We start from the raw sequence: 19306 nt of genomic DNA on the forward strand, positions 1-19306 counted from the left end.
GACGACGGCCCAAACCGCAGACGGACAGAGGCGATGTGACGCCCTCGGCCCTGAACCGGCAACTCGGAGAAGCCCGCTTAACACCAGTCACCTAGAGGCCGACGCCCACCATCACCGGCTCGTTGACCAGCGTGACGCCGAAGGCCTCGCGAACCCCGGCGACGACCTCGCGGGCCAGCGCCAGCAGGTCCTCCGTGGTGGCCGCGCCGCGGTTGGTGAGGGCGAGGGTGTGCTTGGTGGAGATGCGGGCGGGCCCGCTGCCGTACCCCTTGGTGAAGCCCGCCTTGTCGATCAGCCAGGCCGCCGACGTCTTCGTGCGCCCCGTGCCGGCCGGATAGGCGGGCGGCTCCACGCCGTCGCCCAGCCGCTCCCGCACGCGCGCGTGGAACACCGCGAAGTCGGCGTCGGTGAGGATCGGGTTGGTGAAGAACGACCCGGCCGACCAGGTGTCGTGGTCCTCGGGGTCGAGGACCATGCCCTTCCCGGCGCGCAGCTTCAGCACGGTCTCGCGGGCCTCGGCGAGCGGTACCCGGTCCCCGGGCTCGACGCCCAGCGCGCGTGCCGTCTCGGCGTACTTCAGGGGCGCCGACAGCCCGTCCGCGTCCTCCAGTTCGAACCGGACGCGCAGGACGACGTATCTCTCGGGGTCGGCCTTGAAGCGGCTGTGGCGGTAGGAGAAGGCGCACTCCTCGGCGGTGAGCGCGACCGTCTCGCCCGCCCGGCGGTCGTAGGCGATGACCTCGGTGATCGTCGAGGACACCTCCTGGCCGTACGCCCCGACGTTCTGGATCGGGGTGGCGCCCGCCGAGCCGGGGATGCCGGCCAGGCACTCGATGCCGGCGAGCCCGGCCTCCACGGTGCGGGCGACGGCGTCGGTCCACACCTCTCCGGCCGCCAGTTCCAGCCGCGTGCCCACGAGTTCGCACCCGCGTGTGGCGATGCGCAGCGCGGTGCCCTCGAAGCCCTTGTCGCCGATGACGAGGTTCGACCCGCCGCCGACGATCAGCAGCGGCGTGCCGTCGGCGTCGGCCTCGCGCACGGCGGCGATCACCTCGGCGTCGGTCGTCGCGGTCACCAGCCTGGTGGCGGGACCGCCCAGCCGGAAGGTGGTCAGCGGGGCGAGCGGGGCGTCCTGGAGTTCCTGCACGCGCCCAAGCCTACGAGACGGCGCCGACAGCCCCGTCCGCCCCGGACCGGCAGCCGCGCCCGCCCCACTGCACGCGCGCGTACGGCCCCGCCGAAGTGGACGGGACCGTACGCGCGCGTGCCCAGTGCCTCAGCGGGCGGCGGTCTCCAGGACGGGCGCCGGCTGCTCGACCGTCTCTGTCACGACCTGGGGCGCTCGCCGCCCGGCCGGTATCAGCAGGGCCGCGATGCCGGCGAGGGCCACCACGGCCGAGCCGGTGACCAGTGCGGGCCGCAGTCCGTCGACGAAGGCCTGGCCGGACTCGTAGCCGCCCTGCGCCGAGAAGATCGACGCCATGACCGCGACGCCGAGGGCGCCGCCGACCTCCCGCAGCGCGTTGTTGGCGCCGGAGGCGATCCCCTGTTCCTGCGGGCGGACGCTGGACATCACCAGGTTGGCGGCCGGGGCGAAGAACAGCGCCATGCCGATGCCGCTGACGATCAGGCCGGGCAGCTGGACGGCGTAGGAGGCGTCGACGGTCGCCACTGCGGCCATCCAGCCGAGTCCGGCGGCCTGGAGGAAGAGCCCGGCGGCGACGACCGGCCGACCTCCGACGCGGTCGGAGAGGATGCCGGCGATCGGCGCGACGAGCATCGGCATCCCGGTCCACGGCAGCATCCTGAGGCCCGCCTCGGTGGGCGAGTAGCCGAGCACGCCCTGCATGTACTGGCTGAGCAGGAATATCGAGCCGAACATGCCCAGGAACATCAGCAGGCTCGCGGCGTTGATCCCGGCGAAGGCGCGGGAGCGGAACAGACGCATCGGCAGCATGGGGTTCCTGGCCCGCAGCCCGTGCAGGACGAAGGCGACGAGCAGGCCGCCGCCCGCGATCAGGCCGGTGAGCACGAGCGAGCTCGACCAGCCGTCGGCCGGCCCGCGCACCAGGCCGTAGACGAGCCCGAAGAGGCCGCCGCTGGCGAGCAGGGTGCCGGGGATGTCGAGCGGGGCGCCGGTGCCGTACGACTCGGCGAGGCGCAGCCGGGCGAGCGGCAGCAGGGCGAGGCCCAGCGGAACGTTCAGCCAGAAGATCCAGTGCCAGGACACGTGTTCGGTGAGGCTGCCGCCGATGAGCGGCCCGGAGGCGACGGCGAGCCCGTTGACGGCCCCCCAGATCCCGTACGCCATCCCGCGCTTCGCGGCGGGCACGGCTGCTGTGAGCAGGGTGAGCGTCAGCGGCATCATGACGGCCGCGCCGACGCCCTGGACCGCGCGGGCGGCGATGAGGGAGTCGATCCCGGGCGCCATGGCCGCGGCGGCGGAGGCCGCGGTGAAGACGGTGAGCCCGGCGAGGAACATCCGGCGGCGGCCGAACCGGTCGCCGAGCGCCGCACCGAACATGAGCAGCACGGCGAAGGTGAGCGTGTAGGCGCTCACGGTCCATTCGAGGTCGCCCAGCCCACCGCCGAGGTCCTCGCGGATGGACGGCAGGGCGGTCGTGACGACGAGGTTGTCGAGGGCTGCCATGAACCCGGCGACGCTCGTGATGACGAGGGCCCAGACGGCTCCCCCGCGACGTTCGGTCGGACGTGCTTTCTGCTGTGACATCGCTCCCCCAGCGGTTGGTCGATCTTCGGTTAGTAATTGATGACTAACTTTTGCGGTCACAAGGCTGCGCCGAAACCCACACCCTCCGACCGCCTACTTCTCCAGCCGGCCCTTGCGCCGAGCCGACGGATACAACCCTTCCCAGACCCGGTGCTCGGGCGCGAACCCCATGGCCACCAGGCAGTTGACGAGCATGCCGTACGCCATGAAGGTCGTCGTTTCGTTCACGTCGGCACCGAGCGGCAGATGGGCGGTCTCCCACAGCCGCATCCATCCGGCCCGCACCGCCTCGCCGAACGCGTGGTCGCCGTCCGCCTCCGCGGCGGCCACCGCGACATACGTCTGCATCTGCATCATCAGCCAGTCGGGCCGCTCCGCGATCATCGTGGTGTACGCGTTCGCCATGGCATGCAGGGCCTCTTCGCCCTCCAGCCCCTTGGCGGCCTCCTCGACCGTACGGACCGTGTCGTCCATGCAGCGCGTGGCGGCGGCGAGGAAGATCGCTTTCTTGCCCGGGAAGAGCCGGAAGAGATACGGCTGCGAAACGCCCACCCGCTTGGCGATCGCCTCGGTGGACGTGCCGTGATAGCCGCCCCGGGCGAACTCGCTCGTCGCCGCGCGGATGACGCTCTCGCGTCGCTCTTCTGCGCTCATCCTGACCACGCGACTAAGTTAGTACTCAATCACTAACTAGGTCAAGGGGCACTCGGGGCCTCCGAGCGGCCCTCGTGAGTAAGGGGCGCCTCTCCGAGGAGAGCGCCCCTTACCGCGTGCAGCGTGCCGCGTACTGCATGCCGCGTGCCGCGTTTGTCTGTGCTTGATACGCGCTCGGCCGTCAGGCCAGCCGTACGACCGCCCGGGACATCCCGAGCACCTTCAGCCCGCCGCTGGTCACCGCCAGGTCGACCCGCACGGTGTTGTCGTCGAGCTTGGCGCCCACCTTGCCGGTGACCTCGATCACGGCGCCCTGGTCGTCGTTCGGCACCACGACGGGCTTGGTGAAGCGCACTCCGTAGTCCACGAGCGCGCCCGGGTCGCCGGTCCAGTCGGTGACGACGCGGATCGCCTCGGCCATGGTGAACATGCCGTGCGCGATGACGTCCGGCAGGCCCACCTCCTTGGCGAACTTCTCGTTCCAGTGGATGGGGTTGAAGTCCCCGGAGGCACCCGCGTACTGCACCAGCGTGGCGCGGTTCACAGGGAAGGACTGGGCCGGCAGCTCGGTGCCGACCTCGACGTCGTCGTAAGCGATCTTCGCCGTCATCGGTTCCTCACGCCTCTCCGTCGGCTTCCGCCGGCGCCGCGGCGCGGGCGACGAGCTTGGTCCAGGCGGTCACGACGTGCTCGCCTGCCTCGTCGTGGACCTCGCCGCGGATGTCCAGGATGTCGTTGCCCGCCATGGACTTGACGGCCTCGATGGTCGAGACGACCGAGAGCCGGTCACCGGCGCGCACCGGCCGCCGGTAGGCGAACTTCTGGTCGCCGTGCACCACGCGGCTGTAGTCGAGGCCCAGCCGGGGGTCCCGGACGACCTGTCCCGCCGCCTTGAAGGTGATCGAGAACACGAAGGTGGGCGGCGCGATCACATCGGCGTACCCGAACGCCTTGGCGGCCTCCGGGTCGGTGTACACCGGGTTGGCGTCCCCGACGGCCTCGGCGAACTCGCGGATCTTCTCCCGGCCGACCTCATAGGGATCGGTGGGCGGGTAGCTCCGCCCGACGAAGGACTGGTCGAGCGCCATGGGCCTCGGCACCTCCTGATTACTGTGCGTCGCTCTGCGTCAGCGTCGCTCTACTGACCGGTACGGGTCGCTCAACGACACGAGGCCGCCCCCGATCACTCGGGGACGGCCTCGCATACGAGCCTGATTTATCGCGTTTCGCGGTGCGCGGTGTGCGCATTGCAACGCGGGCAGTGCTTCTTCATCTCCATTCGATCCGGGTTGTTACGCCGGTTCTTCTTGGTGATGTAGTTCCGCTCCTTGCACTCCACGCAGGCCAGCGTGATCTTCGGGCGGACGTCGGTGGCAGCCACGTGAGTGCTCCTTGACGAACGGATGGGACTATTAACGCAAAGAAGAGTAGCCGATCGGAGGACCGACCCCACAATCGGCTACTGTCAGTAGCGGTGACCGGACTTGAACCGGTGACACAGCGATTATGAGCCGCTTGCTCTACCGACTGAGCTACACCGCTTTGATGGGATCAGGTCCCGTCTCGCGACGGGAACCTCACCCACCAGAGCCCCAATACGGAATCGAACCGTAGACCTTCTCCTTACCATGGAGACGCTCTACCGACTGAGCTATTGGGGCGAGCGATGAAGACATTACACGGTCCGCAGCCGTTCACCCAAATCCGTTTCGCAGGGCCCTCCGGGGCCGCCCGCAGGGCCGATTCCCCAAGGTCCCGGCGGTCTCCCGAGCCCCTCCGGCCCGGCTGACCACACCGGTACGACTATTGCGCTCCTCCCCGCTCACTCCGAACCGCCGCCCTAGGCTCGACTCACTCTGCGTGATCTTGCGTCCTCCCACGTGGCCCGCCCGATCTCGCAGTGGACCGTCGCCGAGCCCCGGGAGCGCGATGCCCGACAGCCAGCCGCAGCCGCCCCCCTCCTGGTCGTCCTCGTCCGGCACCCCGGGAGGCTCGCCGGACCCGGCCGCCCTCCTGCTGTGCGGGGCCCGCCTCACAGACGGCCGGACCGTGGACGTACGGCTGGGCCGCGGGCGCATCGAGGCGGTCGGCACGGCCGGCAGCCTGGCGACCGGTCCGGTCCACGGCGGCGCACGCGTGGACCTCGGCGGCTACCTCCTGCTCCCCGCCCCCGCAGAACCGCACGCACACGCCGACACCGCGCTCACGGCCGACGCCGACGGCCCCGTCTCGTACGCCCCCGAGGACGTCCAGCGCCGCGCCACAGAGGCCGTGCTGCTGCAACTGGGCCATGGCGCGACAGCGCTGCGCGCACACGTGCGCGTGGGCGACGTCCAGGGTCTCGGCGCGCTGACCGCCGTCCTGCGGGCCCGGCGTTCGCTGCGCGGCCTCGCCGAGCTGACGGCCGTGGCGATGCCCCGGGTGCTGACCGGGGCGGCCGGGGCCGACGGGCTCGCGATGCTGCGGGACGCGCTGAAGATGGGTGCCTCGGCGGTGGGCGGCTGCCCGGACCTGGACCCCGACCCCACCGGCTACGTGGAGACCGTGCTCGAGGTCGCCGCCGAACACGGCTGCCCCGTCGACCTGCACACCGACGCCACCGACCCCGCCCGGCTCGCCCGCCTCGCCGCGATGGTCGGCGGCCTGCGTCCCGGCGTCACCCTCGGCCCCTGCGGCGGCCTCGACCGCCTCCCCGCCGACACGGCGGGCCGCACCGCCGACCAACTGGCCGCGGCCGGCGTGACGGTGGTCTGCCTCCCCCAGGGCGGCTGCGGCGCCGTCGAAGACCGGGGCGCGACGCCCGTACGGCTGCTGCGCGCGGCCGGAGTGCGGGTGGCGGCCGGCAGTGGGGCGCTGCGGGACGTCTCCAACCCGGTCGGTCGCGGCGACCCCCTGGAGGCGGCCTACCTCCTCGCCTCCCGCCACGGCCTGCGCCCCGAGGACGCCTACGACGCGGTGAGCACGCACGCGCGTGCCGCGCTGGGCCTGCCCGAGGTCCGCGTGGAGGCGGGCTTCCCGGCCGACCTCCTGGCCGTCCGCGGCGACCGGCTGGCGAGCGCCCTGTCACTGGCGTACAGCCGGATCGTGATCCACCGGGGACGCCTGGTGGCCCGCACGAGCGCGGTCCGCGAGTACTGCAACTCGGCGACAGCAACAGCGACGGCGACCGAGCTGGGCCTGCCGAGACAGGGGACGAGACAGGGAAAGCGCGGCGAGCGGGGGGAGCGAGGCGAGCTCCCGTAGGTCGCCGATCGTGCGGCGAGTCGGGGCCGGCCGAGCCACGCGGCGGACGGGGCCGTCCGGGCGTACGGTCGAAGGCATGCGCATTGTCATCGCTGGTGGTCATGGTCAGATCGCGCTGCGGCTGGAGCGCCTGCTCGCCGCGCGCGGGTACGAGGTCGCGGGCATCATCCGCAAGGCGGAGCAGAGCGACGACCTAAGGGCGGCCGGCGCCGAACCGGTCGTCCTCGACCTGGAGTCGGCGTCGGTCGAGGAGGTCGCGGAGCGGCTGCGAGGCGCGGACGCGGCGGTGTTCGCGGCGGGCGCGGGCCCGGGCAGTGGGGTGACCCGCAAGGACACCGTGGACAAGGGCGCGGCGGTGCTGTTCGCGGACGCGGCGGTCCGCGCGGGCGTACGGCGCTTCGTGGTCGTGTCGTCCATGGGCGCGAACCCCGACCACCGGGGCGACGAGGTCTTCGACGTCTACCTGCGCGCCAAGGGCGAGGCGGACGCGTACGTACAGGGCCTGGAGTCCCTCGACTGGACCATCCTGCGCCCCGGAGCGCTCACGGACGACGCCGGCACCGGCCTGGTCCGCCTGGAGGCCCGTACGGGCCGCGGTCCCGTCCCCCGCGACGACGTGGCCGCCGTGCTGGCGGAACTGCTGGACACCCCGGCGACGTCCGGCCTCACCCTGGAGCTGATCGGCGGCTCGGCACCGGTGTCGGTGGCGGTGAAGGCGGTGGCGGGGAACTGACGGAGGCCGCAGGGAGGCCACGCGGCCGGGCGCGCTAGAAGAGAGGCAACTGGCCCGGGAACTCCGGGACTGCGTACCCGTCCAACGACGGCTGGACCGCGCCCAGTTGCGCGGTCCGGCGCGAGCCCTGGCAGGAGACGAGATCGCCGCTCCCCCGCGCCCCCGCCCCCGGCGGGTCGTGCCGGGCGAACCGTCCGGCGACGACGGCGATCTCGCGACGGCACTCGGGGCAGGTTCTACGACGGCTGGACGCGCTGGACATGTGGCCAGTGTGCCCCAGTGGGCCACGCGGGTACCCCCTGGCGGGACGCGCCCCGCTCACCGCGCGGAAGCGCCCCCACCTCCTTAGCATCCGTACACGTGGCACATACCTTCGAGGAACTCGTGCAGAAGCAACGCGCGGCCGACGAGGCACACGCGAGGGTCGAAGAGCTGAGGGACGCGTACGGCGCACCCACAGCCGACCCCTGGTCGGAACTCCAGACCGACACCTACGAAACGGCCTGGCGCGCCTGGCGCGACCTCGCCCGCGACGTCCAGGCGGCGGTGACCGAGTACGCCAAGGACGAGGGGAAGGCCCGCAACGACGTGGAGGCGGAGGTGAAGAGAACGGCGAAGGGCCCGTCACCCACTGCGTAAGCAGGTGACGGGCCCTTCGCTCTCAGCGTGGCGGCGCCAGGATTCGAACCTGGGAAGGCTGAGCCGGCAGATTGCAGACCGCGCGACTCGACCAGCGTGACCAGCAGCAATCGAATCGGGCAGATAGCGCGCCCCACGCCCACCCCGCAGAGCCGCTGCCGGCTTGCCACCCGCTGCCGGCTTGCCACCCGCTGTCCGGCCGAGGCTACGGCTTGAGCTCGTAAGGCGAAGGCCGTCAGCTCACCAGACGCGTCCAGATCTACGACGAGCAGTCGGCATGACGCGTCAGCGGAAGTGGGACGTAGAAGCCGCGGGACACCGACCGCTTCGAAATGGAGCTGTTCAGCGAGAAGTTGCGGGCACGGTACGGACGGGAGGCCTAGGCCGATATGACACAACAGTTCATAGAACACGTGATTCAATGACGGGATGGTAGAGGGCGGCGCATTCCTGGGACCGTTGGAACCGGCTGGCGACCATTGGGGAGTGGGAGACGCCACACGACCGGATACCCACTGGGTGGAGTTCAGCCCGGACGGGCTCTACCAGCGCGAGCCGGACTCCGAGGGGCGATTGATCCCGTGGTCCAGGATCATGGCCGGCGTCTGGATCACCTGGGGCAAGCACTCCTGGAACACAGACGACAGGGGCATGTATACGCCAACAGGAATGGTCGCCGGGCGCGACGGCGGCTGGATGCACATGACGCTGCGCCACCCGTATGAGGACCACCAGCTGCGCTTTGACCGGCACGCGCGCCCATACCGGGCAGTGGACGCCCTCCGGCTGGAGTATCTGCTGCGGCAGCTCATTGACGAGGGAAAGCTACATCTCCTCGGCGACCCGGAATGGGTGGGCCATGCCGTGGCGCACCTGGCCGGCGGGAAAAGCGGTTGGATCACGCGCCGCGCGCTGATGCGGGCAGCGGCGGAAGCCCTGGCTGCGGCCGGCCCGGGCAGCCCCTGACGGTCCGCCGTCGCCACCAGCGCTGTTGAACAGGTCAGGGGCGACGGTCCGGGCGGTCGCCCGGCACTCGTCCTACACGTTCAACGGCGGGCGGATCGTGGCTCGCCGTACCTGGGACTGTCTGTAAGCACTTGTTTCGGGGTCTGGCACAAGTTCCGTGCGCTGGTCGCTGACCATGTCGTCGGTGGCATGTCTTGAGATGACGGGACTCTGTTCGCCGACTTCCTGGGAGATCGTCTCGATATCTGCTGTGTACCCCTCCTTGACGCGTGCTCTGGTCGATGTCCTCTGGCTCTTCGAAGACCGTGGACACGAGCAGACGGATCAAGACGACGGGGGCAGGGTTCTGGAGGGCGTCGCCCACCTCGTGAGCTGGCTGTCACGTGAGCAGCAGCACGAGTTCCGCAGCCTGCTCGCCGCCATGGCCCGCGAGGAGTCCGATCCGTCGCGGCGGGTGTTTCTGGAAGAGTTGCAGCAGGCCGAAGCCTGCGTGGCTGATCTCCCGGTGGAGACCGAGGACGGTCACGTCCCGTCGGTCTCGGCCCAGCGATCGGCCAGATAGGGCTTGAACGGGTCTAGTTCGCTGGGAAGTCGGCGTTTGCGGCCCTTGAACATGTCCTGCCAGTTACCGAGCTTAAGCTGAGATTCCGGGCGTGCGCCCAACGAAGGCGTGCCTGACCTGGAGGTCTAGGCGACCACCAGGTGACATGACGCCGAGATCATCAGTAGCCACCCGGGCATACCGCTGGACGGTGTGCCGCCCCCAGCCCAGGTGGCGGGCGATGTGACGCAGGCCCATGCCCTGGGCGAGGGGAGCGTGGACAAAGGCGTGGTGGGAGCGAGCCCGTTCGGCGAACTTGCCGGTCGGATCGTCCGGCTCGATGTCCTCGCCCGATGCCGCAACAACGGGCGGCCTCCCACCCGGGCTCAGGTTCCGGGGCTGTCGGCGGCAGATCACGCGGGCAGGAGCGGCGGCCGGCGACGGCCTCCTCGACCGCCGACGCGAGGTTCCGCCAGAGGTGAAAGCGGTCGGCAGCCTGGAAGGCCTGGGGCGCGGCGGTGTCGGCCACCTCCGCGTAAGCACCGGCGCGATCGCGGCAGATGACTTCAATGCCGGGACGGGCTGCGAGCCATGGGGCCAGGGTGGCGGCATCGCGCTCGGGCAGCAGGCCGATGACCTGGTGGGTTTCGGCGTCGATCACGACCGTTCCGTAGACGTGCACGCGCCGCAGCGCGAAGTCGTCCACGCCGACGGCTCGGGGCTGCGTCGCGGCCGGATCGGGCAGATCCATAACCCGGCGCAGAAGCGTGGTGCGGCTGGTGGCGACCTCCATGAGGTGGGCGAGACGGGCGTCGGCCCGACCGGCCAGGGCCAGCCCGATCGCGGCCATAGTCTGTCGCAGCCGCTCAGTGGCCCGCCCATGCGGCGGGTCGGCCCGGCATCTGCTCTACGAACCTCCGCCTCCCGCACCCCGTGGTCGCGCAGGAGAACCGTCCGCCTCGCAAGGCGAGTTCGGCTCGCCGTCCGGCAGCGGGCAGATCTGCCGGACATCGCAGGTAGGAGTTGTGGATTCGTTCCGTCCAGTGGGAGCAGTCCAAACAGGCGGCCGCAGTGGGCGTGCACCGGGCCTCGACGCGTATCGCCTCGCCGTCCGTATGCACGGCGACGACGGCGACACCGGGGCCGATGGGAACAACAACTCCTGCACCCGCGACAGCACCTCGTTCACCGGCCACGACTGTCGGCCCTCTCACCCGCGCGAGGAGCGATTTCGAGGAGACCTACGCACCACCGATAAGGAGATCAACAACTACAAGGCGTCACCAGGCCTACTGCGGCAGCACATCGCCACGCACGGCACGGCACAGCACGGCACGGCACGGCACGGCACAGCACGGCACGGCACGGCACCCGATGGCCGGCTCTTTCGAACAAACCGCAATGGCCTGCCAGAGGAGACCTGCTATGGGGAGGTCTGGGCCCAGGCCCGGAAGGACGTGCCGAGCGAGACCGAAACGGCTTCGCTGCTGGCCCGCCGGCCCTACGACCTTCGGCATGCCGACGTCTCGTTCTGGCTCAGTTCCGGGGTGGACGCGATGGAGTGTGCCCAGCACGCCGGGTTCAGCACCGCGCTACTGCACAAGGTGTACGCCAAGGTGCTTGACCAGACGCGGGAGCACGCGAACAGCCGAATCGACGCGGCCCTTCGCGAGGGGAACGAGCCGGAGTGATCATGTTCACCCCCGGGGGACACCCGGGGGACACGCACTGATTCAACGGTGGGATACGGGCGGTACGAGGTGAGACACGTCCACGCCCCGTCCACGATCAATTGAACGAGGAGAGGCAACAAGAAACCCCCTCTGATCAGGTCAGTAACCTGATCAGAGGGGGTTTCCCTCAGCGTGGCGGCGCCAGGATTCGAACCTGGGAAGGCTGAGCCGGCAGATTTACAGTCTGCTCCCTTTGGCCGCTCGGGCACACCGCCGGGGTTGCTGCCCATTCGAACCGCTTTTCGGCGGTGTTCCCTGGCAACGACGTAAACGATACCCGATGCCCAGGGGTGCTTCGCCACCTGATTCCGCGCCGCCCGGAGGGAGCAGGGTGGCTAGGCTTGTCCGGATGCGGCCCGGGATCACGCCGGGCTCGGCGGCCACCCCCACGTACGCCGATACGCACCTGACACGCACCCCGATACAAGGAGCCACAGGACATGGCCGACTCCAGTTTCGACATCGTCTCGAAGGTCGAGCGGCAGGAGGTCGACAACGCCCTCAACCAGGCCGCCAAGGAGATCTCCCAGCGCTACGACTTCAAGGGCGTCGGCGCCTCGATCTCGTGGTCCGGTGACAAGATCCTCATGGAGGCGAACTCCGAGGACCGGGTGAACGCCGTCCTCGACGTCTTCCAGTCGAAGCTGATCAAGCGCGGGATCTCGCTGAAGGCGCTGGACGCGGGCGAGCCCCAGCTCTCCGGCAAGGAGTACAAGCTCTTCGCGGAGATCAAGGAGGGCATCTCCCAGGACAACGCGAAGAAGGTCGCGAAGCTCATCCGCGACGAGGGCCCCAAGGGCGTCAAGGCCCAGGTGCAGGGCGAGGAACTGCGCGTCAGCTCCAAGAGCCGCGACGACCTCCAGGCCGTCATCACCCTGCTCAAGGGCCAGGACTTCGACTTCGCCCTGCAGTTCGTGAACTACCGGTAGCCGACCGTCGGTCGGCCGACCGACGAGTCGGCCGACCCGTCAGCGCCTTCGGGCGGTACGAGCAAGGACCGCGCTCAGTCGCGCGAGTTGCCGAACAGCAGCCGGTAGGCGATCAGGAGCACGAGCGACCCGCCGATCGCCGCGGCCCAGGTCGCGCCGTCGTAGAAGTCCTTGGTGACGGGGTGGTCGAGCCAGCGGGCCGATATCCAGCCGCCGATGAACGCGCCCGCGATGCCGATGAAGGTCGTACCGATGAAGCCTCCCGGGTCACGACCCGGCAGCAGGACCTTGGCGATGACTCCGGCCAACAGCCCCAGGATGATCCAGCTGATGATGCTCATGCCCTGAACCTGCCCTTCCGTGCTGTGCCCGCACTGTCCGGGCACGGTGATGTCGCTCGCTCCGGGCGGGCTGTGCTCGTTCCCGACCCGCTCCGCGTCCTGCGTCGCACGCGGGTTCGTCTTGCGCGTTGCGTCATGTCGTATCCATGAGGACGACGTCACGGCGACACCCGGCGGTTCCGTCGATCACCAGGGCGATCAGTAGGGTGCGCCCATGACACACGCCGGACCGCCCGCCGAGTTGCGGCGGACCCTGGGCGTGGGCGACGCCGTCGTCATCGGGCTCGGCTCGATGATCGGCGCCGGCGTCTTCGTGGCGCTGGCTCCCGCCGCGCACGCCGCGGGCTCCGGGCTGCTGCTCGGACTCGCGCTCGCCGCGCTGGTCGCCTACTGCAACGCCATGTCGTCGGCGCGCCTCGCGGCGCTGTATCCGGCCTCGGGCGGCACGTACGTGTACGGGCGCGAGCGGCTCGGTCCGTTCTGGGGGTATCTGGCGGGCTGGTCGTTCGTGGTCGGGAAGACGGCCTCCTGTGCGGCGATGGCTCTGACGGTCGGGGCGTACGTCTGGCCTGAACAGGCGCACGCGGTGGCGGTCGCGGCGGTGGTGGCGTTGACCGCGGTGAACTACGGCGGCATCCAGAAGTCGGCCTGGCTGACGCGGGCGATCGTGGCGGTGGTCCTGGCAGTCCTCGCTTCCGTGGTGGTCGTGTGCCTGGGCTCCGACGCGTCCGACGCGGGGCGGCTGGACATCGGGGCCTCCGGCGGCCTCGGCGGGGTGCTACAGGCCGCCGGTCTACTGTTCTTCGCCTTCGCCGGGTACGCCCGCATCGCGACCCTCGGTGAGGAGGTGCGGGACCCTGCGCGCACCATCCCCCGCGCGATCCCCCTGGCGCTGGGCATCACGCTGGCCGTGTACGCGTGCGTGGCGGTCGCTGTCCTTTCCGTGCTGGGAGCGGGTGATCTCGGGCGGGCGAGCGCGCCGCTGGTCGACGCGGTGCGGTCAGCGGGGGTGCCCGGGCTGGTACCGGTGGTGCGGATCGGGGCAGCCGTGGCCGCGCTGGGCTCGCTGCTCGCCCTCGTACTGGGCGTCTCGCGTACGACGCTGGCCATGGCCCGGGACCGGCACCTGCCCGGCGCCCTGGCAGCTGTGCACCCGCGCTTCCAGGTACCCCACCGGGCCGAACTGGCCGTGGGCACGGTCGTCGCGGTCCTGGCCGCCACGGTGGACGTCCGCGGCGCGATCGGGTTCTCCTCCTTCGGTGTGCTGGCTTACTACGCGGTGGCCAACGCGTCGGCCTGGACGCTCGATTCGACTCCGGCGAAGCGGGTTCTGCCCGCGGTGGGGCTCCTGGGCTGCCTGGTGCTCGCGTTCGCGCTGCCGGGAACTTCGGTGGTGGCGGGGGCGGGAGTCCTGGCGGTGGGCGTGATCGCATATGGGGTGCGGCAGCGGTTCGACGCGCGATAGCCGTAGCCAAGGCCGACGACTTACGGCAGACGGGAGCCGGCAGAACGGGCAGCCGGCAGACGGCCGCGCAGTTGCGCGTGCCGATGGTTGGGGTGCCTACGGCGTCGGCGCCCGATCCACCGCCGTGCGTATGCGGAACTCGGTCCAGGGGGTCAGTCTCAGGTCCTCGTCCATGACGTCGTACCAGCCCGTGCCGTCGAGCCAGGCGTGCAGCCAGTCCTTGAGGCTGGGGGCGTCGACGAACCAGGCGTGGTCGGGGTCGCCGGGGTTCGGTTCGAAGAGCAGGACCCTCGCCTGCGGGGAGTGGCAGTCCACGCACGCGTACATGGCGCAGCCCCAGTGGGATATCGGCAGGACGCCGTCCGGCCAGGGCCAGTCGGGATCCTCGCGGCCGCTCTCGCGGTTGACGAGGTACTGGGTCACAGCGGCCGGTTCACCGGCCGGAGTGCTGTCGAACAGGGACAGCAGGCCGTACTCCGGGCCGAATCCGCCGTCCCCTACGCGTAGGTAGAGGTCGGCGAGCAGTGGCGGCAGGCGGAAGCCGAGGGCGGCCTCGGCGCGGGCCACGGTGTCCTCGTCCACGGGATCGGGGAGTGAGGGCCCGCCCCACGGGCGGGTGGTGGCCGCCTTGGCCGCCACCCTTGCCAGCAACTGCTCGTTCTCGGTCATGCGTTCATGATGCAGGCCGCCACTGACAATCGGGGCGGCCTGTGGACAACCTGCCCGTTGTGGACAACCCGCAGGATGTGGAGCGGATCGGCCTGCCTCGTCAGCGCGACGCGAACGGCTGGTCCGTGGGCACGATTTCGCGGCCCAGCGGGAACAGCGAGACCGGGATCAGCTTGAAGTTCGCGATGCCGAACGGGATGCCGATGATGGTCAGGCAGAGGAGGAAGCCGGTGACGATGTGGCCGATGGCCAGCCACCAGCCGGCGAGGACCAGCCACAGCAGGTTGCCGAGGCAGGACGGCGCGCCCGCGTCGCGGCGCTCGACCGTCGTGTAGCCGAAGGGCCAGAGGGCGAAGATCCCGATTCGGAACGCGGCGATGCCGAAGGGAATGCCGATGATCGTGATGCAGAGCAGCGCACCTGCGAGCAGGTAGCCGAGGAACAGCCAGAAGCCGCTCAGGAACAGCCAGATGATGTTCAGGATGGTCTTCACTGGTGGCGACCTGCCATTTTCTCGAGCCGGGCGATGCGCTCCGCCATCGGCGGATGTGTCGAGAACATTTTGGAGAGCCCCTGGCCCGGGCGGAAGGGGTTGGCGATCATCATGTGGCTCGCGGTCTCGATGCGGGGCTCCGGAGGCAGCGGAAGCTGCTTGGTGCCCGTCTCCAGTTTACGCAGGGCGCTTGCGAGGGCCAGTGGGTCGCCGGTGAGCTGGGCGCCGGAGGCATCGGCCTCGTACTCCCGGGAGCGGCTGATGGCGAGTTGGATGAGGCTGGCGGCCAGCGGACCCAGGATCATGATCAGGAGCATGCCCAGGATGCCGGGGCCGTCGTCGTCGTCGGAGCGGCCGATCGGGATCAGCCAGGCGAAGTTGACCAGGAACATGATCACGGAGGCCAGCGCGCCGGCGACCGAGGAGATGAGGATGTCGCGGTTGTAGACGTGGCTGAGCTCGTGGCCGATGACTCCGCGCAGTTCCCGCTCGTCGAGCAGGCGCAGGATGCCTTCTGTGCAGCACACTGCGGCGTTGCGCGGGTTGCGGCCGGTCGCGAAGGCGTTGGGCGCCTCGGTCGGGGAGATGTACAGGCTGGGCATGGGCTGGCGGGCCTGGGTGGAGAGCTCGCGGACCATCCGGTACAGGGCGGGAGCTTCGAACTCGCTCACCGGGCGGGCGCGCATCGCGCGTAGCGCCAGCTTGTCGCTGTTCCAGTACGCGTACGCGTTGGTGCCGAGCGCGATCAGGACCGCGACGACGAGCCCCGCACGGCCGAAGAAGCTGCCGATGACGATGATGAGTGCCGACAGCCCCCCGAGGAGTACTGCGGTCCTGAGCCCGTTGTGCCGGCGGTGCACGGTACGCCCTCCAAGTCGTGCAGCAGGGGAACCCTTTGCTTGCTGATCTTGCTGTTCTCCGGTGGCACTGGTGCCGTGGTGCACGTCCAGTGCACCTTCCCGTACTGGTCAACGCCAGGCGGGAGGCACTAGTTCCCTTGTGCCTTCGGGCAGGCGTGTGGGCCGTCCGGGTGAGGACGGCGGCGTACGCGCGCGTGAAGGCTCAGAAGAGGCCGGTGTCGACGAAGCGCAGGACCAGCTGGGGTGCTCCGGAGAGGGCGATGCCGAGGGCCGCGGTGAGGGTGATCGCGGCCGTCAGGGGGGCGGGGACGCAATGCTTCTCGGTTCGGCCCTCGGGGGCGCGGAAGAGCAGGGCTGTCCACTGGAGGTAGTAGTACAGGGCGATCACCACGTTGACGGCCATGACGACCGCGAGCCAGCCGAGGCCCGCGTCGACGGCCGCCGAGAAGACGGTGACCTTCGCGAAGAGGCCGATGATGCCCGGCGGCAGTCCGGCGAGGCAGAGCAGGAAGAAGGCCAGGACGAGGGCTGCCAGGGGGTTTCTCGCGTACAGGCCTCGGTAGTCCGTGATCCGGTTGGTCGTGCTGGTGCGGCCCACCAGGGCGGCCACCGCGAAGGCGCCCAGGTTCACGGCGGCGTACATGAGGGCGTACGCGACGGTGGAGCCGATGGCGTGCTCGGCGTCGTCGGAGTACGCGGCGGCGGCGATCGGCACGAGGAGGTAGCCAGCCTGGCCCACGGAGGACCAGGCGAGGAGGCGTACTGCGCTGTACGCGCGTGTGGCCCGTTGGCGCAGGGCCCCGACGTTGCCGACGGTCATGGTGAGGGCGGCCAACGCGGCCAGGGCCGGACCCCAGACGTCGGCGTAGGAGGGGAAGCCGATGACGGTGACCAGGATGAGGCCGGAGAAGCCGACCGCCTTGCCGACGACCGACAGGTAGGCGGCGATGGGCAGGGGGGCGCCGACGTAGGTGTCGGGGACCCAGAAGTGGAAGGGGGCGGCGGCAGTCTTGAAGGCGAAGCCGATGAGGGTGAGGACGACGCCGGTCTGGGCGAGGGTGTGCAGTTGGCCGTCGACGTGCTGGATGCGGTCGGCGACCTGGGTGAGGTAGAGGGTGCCGGTCGTCGCGTAGACGAAGCTGATGCCCAGGAGGCTGACGGTGGTCGCGGTGACGGACGACAGGAAGAACTTCAGGGCCGCCTCGGAGGACCTGCGGTCGCCGTGCCGGATTCCGACGAGGGCGAAGGCCGGCAAAGAGGCGACCTCTAGAGCGACGACGAGGGTGGCGAGGTCGCGGGAGGCGGGCAGCAGCGCGGCACCTGCGGCGGAGGACAGCAGCAGGAACCAGAACTCCCCTTCGGGGAGTCTCCCGCGCGCGTCCTTCAGGGCGGTGACCGACAGAAGGGCCGCCAGCAGCGCTCCGCCGAGCACCAGGAACTGGATGACGAGGGTGAAGCGGTCGGCCGTGTAGCTGCACACGCGTGTGTCGCCGGTCAGGCAGAAGGTGGAGCGGTCGCCGTCCAGGAGGGGCAGCAGGAGGGCGGTGGAGACGGCGAGGCCCGCGACCGAGAGCCAGCCCAGGAGCGGCTTGCGGGCGTCACCGACGAAGAGGTCGGCGACGAGAACGACGAGGGCGACGACCGCCGCGAGGGTGGGCGGTGCGATGGCCAGCCAGTCGACGGACTGGACCACCGACTCGGCGAGAGGCTGAGCCAGAGGCTGGACCAGGGAGCTCATCGGGTGCCTCCTGCGAGGAGCTGCTGCACGGCCGGGTCGGTCAGGCCGAGGAGGGCCTTCGGCCACAGGCCCGCGACGACGGTGAGGGCGACGAGCGGCGTCCAGGCCGCGAACTCGTAGGTCTGCACGTCGGCGAGGTGCGGGGCGTCCTGCGGGACGGCGCCCATGCAGACGCGGCGGACCACGACGAGCAGGTAGGCGGCCGTCAGCAGGGTGCCGAACGCGGCGATCGCCGTGAAGGTGAGGAAGGCGGGGCGGCTGAGGTCGTCGGCGGGGTCGAAGGCGCCGAAGAGGGCCAGCATCTCGCCCCAGAACCCGGCGAGGCCGGGCAGGCCGAGCGAGGCGACGGCGGCGAAGGCGAGGAGGCCGCCGAGGCGGGGTGTCCTGCCGTACAGCGCGGCGCCGGTCTGCTCGGCGAGGGTGTCCAGGTCGGTCGTGCCGGTGCGGTCCTTCAGGGCTCCGACCAGGAAGAAGAGGAGGCCGGTGATGAGGCCGTGAGCGATGTTGGCGAACAGGGCGCCGTTCACGCCGGTCGGGGTCATGGTCGCGATGCCGAGGAGGACGAAGCCCATGTGGCCGACGGAGGAGTAGGCGATCAGGCGCTTGAGGTCGCCCTTCGCGCCCTGCTTGGCGAGGGCCAGGCAGGCCAGGGACCCGTAGATGATCCCGACCACGGCGAAGGCGGCGAGGTAGGGCGCGAAGACGCGGAAGCCGTCCGGCGCGACCGGCAGCAGAATCCGGACGAACCCGTACGTGCCCATCTTCAGCATCACGCCGGCCAGCAGGACCGAGCCGACGGTCGGGGCGGCGGTGTGGGCGTCGGGCAGCCAGCTGTGCAGGGGCCACATCGGGGTCTTGACCGCGAGCCCGAGCCCGATCGCCAGAACCGCGATGACCTGCACGGATGTGGTCAGTGACCGGCCGTTGTCAGTGGCGAGTGCCACCATGTCGAAAGTGCCCGCCTTGATTCCGATCAGGAGCAGGCCGAGCAGCATGACCACGGATCCGAGCAGGGTGAAGAGGATGAACTTCCAGGCCGCCTGGGTCCGGCCCGCGCCGCCCCAGCGGGCGATGAGGAAGTACATCGGGATGAGGACCATCTCGAACGCGAGGAAGAACAGCAGCAGGTCGAGGACGGCGAAGGTCGCGAGGGTGCCGGACTCGAGGACGAGCACGAGCGCGACGAATGCCTTCGGGGACGGGCCCGCGGGCATCTTGAAGTAGGAGTAGAGCGCGCAGAGGAAGGTCAGCAGCGCAGTCAGGACCAGCAGGGGGAGGGAGATGCCGTCGATGCCGAGGTGGATGCGCACGTCGAGCGCGGGGATCCAGCTGATGTCCGTGCTGGCCTGCATCTTCGACGGATGGTCATGGTCGAAGCCGAGCGCGAGGACGATCGCGGCGATGAGGATCACGCCGGTCACGGTCACCCCGTGCCGCAGCACGGCCTGCTCGGGTGACTTCCCCTTCAGCCCGGGCGGGGCGGGCAGGAGAGCGGCGACGGCCCCGAGGAGCGGGCCGACCACGATGAACGCCAGAAGGAACTGCATCACGGACTCGTTGATATCGATCAC

At 70.2% G+C, this 19306-nt stretch carries 22 protein-coding genes and 3 tRNA genes; 8 read left to right on the top strand and 17 right to left on the bottom strand.

The annotated features are described in order from the left end of the window. Positions 1–91 precede the first annotated feature (91 nt). From AB0J04_RS14985 to AB0J04_RS15020, 8 genes are all read right to left on the bottom strand, one after another. Positions 92–1147 (bottom strand): UDP-N-acetylmuramate dehydrogenase, encoded by a 1056-nt coding sequence (locus AB0J04_RS14985; protein ID WP_363168828.1) that lies wholly within the window; start codon positions 1145–1147, stop codon positions 92–94. Positions 1148–1276: 129 nt separating this feature from the next. After that, a complete protein-coding gene (locus AB0J04_RS14990) occupies positions 1277–2731 on the bottom strand; it encodes a DHA2 family efflux MFS transporter permease subunit (protein WP_363168829.1) in 1455 nt (484 codons plus the stop codon). A 93-nt stretch (positions 2732–2824) separates the two neighbouring features. Next, a complete protein-coding gene (locus AB0J04_RS14995) occupies positions 2825–3394 on the bottom strand; it encodes a TetR/AcrR family transcriptional regulator (RefSeq protein WP_363168831.1) in 570 nt (189 codons plus the stop codon). Positions 3395–3566: 172 nt separating this feature from the next. Then, positions 3567–3995, bottom strand: coding sequence for a MaoC family dehydratase (locus tag AB0J04_RS15000; RefSeq protein WP_363168833.1), 429 nt, complete (start codon positions 3993–3995; stop codon positions 3567–3569). A gap of 7 nt (positions 3996–4002) precedes the next feature. After that, on the bottom strand, positions 4003–4473 hold the full coding sequence (locus AB0J04_RS15005; RefSeq protein WP_363168834.1) for a MaoC family dehydratase N-terminal domain-containing protein: 471 nt from the start codon (positions 4471–4473) through the stop codon (positions 4003–4005). Positions 4474–4601: 128 nt separating this feature from the next. After that, positions 4602–4766 carry a 50S ribosomal protein L33 gene (gene rpmG / locus AB0J04_RS15010; protein WP_018834916.1) on the bottom strand — a complete coding sequence of 55 codons (165 nt, stop codon included), beginning with the start codon at positions 4764–4766 and terminating at the stop codon, positions 4602–4604. A gap of 88 nt (positions 4767–4854) precedes the next feature. Then, positions 4855–4927, bottom strand: a tRNA-Met gene (locus tag AB0J04_RS15015). A 46-nt stretch (positions 4928–4973) separates the two neighbouring features. Beyond that, positions 4974–5046 (bottom strand) — tRNA-Thr (locus tag AB0J04_RS15020). Positions 5047–5314: 268 nt separating this feature from the next. On the opposite strand from AB0J04_RS15020, the gene AB0J04_RS15025 reads away from it, so the two are divergent. Further along, on the top strand, positions 5315–6628 hold the full coding sequence (locus AB0J04_RS15025; RefSeq protein WP_363168835.1) for a hydrolase: 1314 nt from the start codon (positions 5315–5317) through the stop codon (positions 6626–6628). A 76-nt stretch (positions 6629–6704) separates the two neighbouring features. After that, entirely contained in the window at positions 6705–7361 is a 657-nt protein-coding gene (locus AB0J04_RS15030) for an SDR family oxidoreductase (protein WP_363168837.1), read from the top strand. Positions 7362–7395: 34 nt separating this feature from the next. On the opposite strand, the gene AB0J04_RS15035 is transcribed toward AB0J04_RS15030, so the two are convergent. Then, positions 7396–7623, bottom strand: a complete 228-nt coding sequence (locus tag AB0J04_RS15035; RefSeq protein WP_363168838.1) for a hypothetical protein — start codon at positions 7621–7623, stop codon at positions 7396–7398. A gap of 98 nt (positions 7624–7721) precedes the next feature. Here AB0J04_RS15035 and AB0J04_RS15040 point away from each other — a divergent pair, with 98 nt between their 5' ends. The 3 genes from AB0J04_RS15040 to AB0J04_RS15050 all read left to right on the top strand — a co-directional run bounded on the left by AB0J04_RS15040 (position 7722) and on the right by AB0J04_RS15050 (position 9528). Continuing rightward, positions 7722–8000: a hypothetical protein gene (locus tag AB0J04_RS15040; RefSeq protein ID WP_363168839.1), complete on the top strand. Its 279-nt coding sequence runs from the start codon at positions 7722–7724 to the stop codon at positions 7998–8000. Between the two features lie 429 nt (positions 8001–8429). Beyond that, positions 8430–8966 (top strand): hypothetical protein, encoded by a 537-nt coding sequence (locus AB0J04_RS15045; protein WP_363168840.1) that lies wholly within the window; start codon positions 8430–8432, stop codon positions 8964–8966. Between the two features lie 157 nt (positions 8967–9123). Continuing rightward, a complete protein-coding gene (locus AB0J04_RS15050; RefSeq protein ID WP_363168841.1) occupies positions 9124–9528 on the top strand; it encodes a hypothetical protein in 405 nt (134 codons plus the stop codon). 160 nt (positions 9529–9688) lie between these two features. Here AB0J04_RS15050 and AB0J04_RS15055 read toward each other — a convergent pair whose 3' ends face one another. Next, the gene (locus AB0J04_RS15055; RefSeq protein ID WP_363168842.1) at positions 9689–10357 is read right to left on the bottom strand and encodes a transposase; all 669 of its coding nucleotides are present in this window, start codon (positions 10355–10357) and stop codon (positions 9689–9691) included. 265 nt (positions 10358–10622) lie between these two features. Here AB0J04_RS15055 and AB0J04_RS15060 point away from each other — a divergent pair, with 265 nt between their 5' ends. Further along, the gene (locus AB0J04_RS15060; RefSeq protein ID WP_363168843.1) at positions 10623–11198 is read left to right on the top strand and encodes a hypothetical protein; all 576 of its coding nucleotides are present in this window, start codon (positions 10623–10625) and stop codon (positions 11196–11198) included. Between the two features lie 175 nt (positions 11199–11373). Here AB0J04_RS15060 and AB0J04_RS15065 read toward each other — a convergent pair. Next, a tRNA-Tyr gene (locus tag AB0J04_RS15065) sits at positions 11374–11455 on the bottom strand. Positions 11456–11680: 225 nt separating this feature from the next. On the opposite strand from AB0J04_RS15065, the gene AB0J04_RS15070 reads away from it, so the two are divergent. Then, positions 11681–12169 (top strand): YajQ family cyclic di-GMP-binding protein, encoded by a 489-nt coding sequence (locus AB0J04_RS15070; RefSeq protein WP_363168844.1) that lies wholly within the window; start codon positions 11681–11683, stop codon positions 12167–12169. Between the two features lie 74 nt (positions 12170–12243). On the opposite strand, the gene AB0J04_RS15075 is transcribed toward AB0J04_RS15070, so the two are convergent. Next, positions 12244–12510, bottom strand: coding sequence for a GlsB/YeaQ/YmgE family stress response membrane protein (locus AB0J04_RS15075; protein ID WP_363168845.1), 267 nt, complete (start codon positions 12508–12510; stop codon positions 12244–12246). Between the two features lie 214 nt (positions 12511–12724). Between AB0J04_RS15075 and AB0J04_RS15080 the strand changes: the two genes are divergently transcribed. Further along, the gene (locus tag AB0J04_RS15080) at positions 12725–13975 is read left to right on the top strand and encodes an APC family permease (protein ID WP_363168846.1); all 1251 of its coding nucleotides are present in this window, start codon (positions 12725–12727) and stop codon (positions 13973–13975) included. A 96-nt stretch (positions 13976–14071) separates the two neighbouring features. Here AB0J04_RS15080 and AB0J04_RS15085 read toward each other — a convergent pair whose 3' ends face one another. The 5 genes from AB0J04_RS15085 to AB0J04_RS15105 all read right to left on the bottom strand — a co-directional run bounded on the left by AB0J04_RS15085 (position 14072) and on the right by AB0J04_RS15105 (position 19306). Beyond that, the gene (locus tag AB0J04_RS15085; RefSeq protein ID WP_363168847.1) at positions 14072–14644 is read right to left on the bottom strand and encodes an SMI1/KNR4 family protein; all 573 of its coding nucleotides are present in this window, start codon (positions 14642–14644) and stop codon (positions 14072–14074) included. Between the two features lie 100 nt (positions 14645–14744). Continuing rightward, positions 14745–15137 (bottom strand): YccF domain-containing protein, encoded by a 393-nt coding sequence (locus tag AB0J04_RS15090; protein ID WP_363168848.1) that lies wholly within the window; start codon positions 15135–15137, stop codon positions 14745–14747. After that, positions 15134–15997 (bottom strand): zinc metalloprotease HtpX, encoded by an 864-nt coding sequence (htpX, locus tag AB0J04_RS15095; RefSeq protein WP_363168849.1) that lies wholly within the window; start codon positions 15995–15997, stop codon positions 15134–15136. The genes AB0J04_RS15090 and htpX overlap by 4 nt, the downstream gene beginning before the upstream one ends. 202 nt (positions 15998–16199) lie before the next feature. After that, the gene (locus AB0J04_RS15100) at positions 16200–17735 is read right to left on the bottom strand and encodes an NADH-quinone oxidoreductase subunit N (RefSeq protein WP_363168850.1); all 1536 of its coding nucleotides are present in this window, start codon (positions 17733–17735) and stop codon (positions 16200–16202) included. Then, on the bottom strand, positions 17732–19306 hold the full coding sequence (locus tag AB0J04_RS15105; protein ID WP_363168851.1) for an NADH-quinone oxidoreductase subunit M: 1575 nt from the start codon (positions 19304–19306) through the stop codon (positions 17732–17734). Before AB0J04_RS15105 ends, AB0J04_RS15100 begins: the two co-directional genes overlap by 4 nt.

Source organism: Streptomyces sp. NPDC050263, assembly GCF_040655955.1.
Classification (GTDB): domain Bacteria; phylum Actinomycetota; class Actinomycetes; order Streptomycetales; family Streptomycetaceae; genus Streptomyces.

Bases quoted from the DNA above. Each gene is read 5' to 3' on its own strand.
- AB0J04_RS15000 (WP_363168833.1), bottom strand. From the start codon at position 3,995: ATGACGGCGAAGATCGCTTACGACGACGTCGAGGTCGGCACCGAGCTG.
- AB0J04_RS15030 (WP_363168837.1), top strand. From the start codon at position 6,705: ATGCGCATTGTCATCGCTGGTGGTCATGGTCAGATCGCGCTGCGGCTG.
- AB0J04_RS15080 (WP_363168846.1), top strand. From the start codon at position 12,725: ATGACACACGCCGGACCGCCCGCCGAGTTGCGGCGGACCCTGGGCGTG.
- AB0J04_RS14990 (WP_363168829.1), bottom strand. From the start codon at position 2,731: ATGTCACAGCAGAAAGCACGTCCGACCGAACGTCGCGGGGGAGCCGTC.
- AB0J04_RS15100 (WP_363168850.1), bottom strand. From the start codon at position 17,735: ATGAGCTCCCTGGTCCAGCCTCTGGCTCAGCCTCTCGCCGAGTCGGTG.
- AB0J04_RS15075 (WP_363168845.1), bottom strand. From the start codon at position 12,510: ATGAGCATCATCAGCTGGATCATCCTGGGGCTGTTGGCCGGAGTCATC.
- AB0J04_RS15025 (WP_363168835.1), top strand. From the start codon at position 5,315: ATGCCCGACAGCCAGCCGCAGCCGCCCCCCTCCTGGTCGTCCTCGTCC.
- AB0J04_RS15085 (WP_363168847.1), bottom strand. From the start codon at position 14,644: ATGACCGAGAACGAGCAGTTGCTGGCAAGGGTGGCGGCCAAGGCGGCC.
- AB0J04_RS15060 (WP_363168843.1), top strand. From the start codon at position 10,623: ATGCACGGCGACGACGGCGACACCGGGGCCGATGGGAACAACAACTCC.
- AB0J04_RS15035 (WP_363168838.1), bottom strand. From the start codon at position 7,623: ATGTCCAGCGCGTCCAGCCGTCGTAGAACCTGCCCCGAGTGCCGTCGC.
- AB0J04_RS15005 (WP_363168834.1), bottom strand. From the start codon at position 4,473: ATGGCGCTCGACCAGTCCTTCGTCGGGCGGAGCTACCCGCCCACCGAT.
- AB0J04_RS15055 (WP_363168842.1), bottom strand. From the start codon at position 10,357: ATGGCCGCGATCGGGCTGGCCCTGGCCGGTCGGGCCGACGCCCGTCTC.
- AB0J04_RS15070 (WP_363168844.1), top strand. From the start codon at position 11,681: ATGGCCGACTCCAGTTTCGACATCGTCTCGAAGGTCGAGCGGCAGGAG.
- AB0J04_RS15045 (WP_363168840.1), top strand. From the start codon at position 8,430: ATGGTAGAGGGCGGCGCATTCCTGGGACCGTTGGAACCGGCTGGCGAC.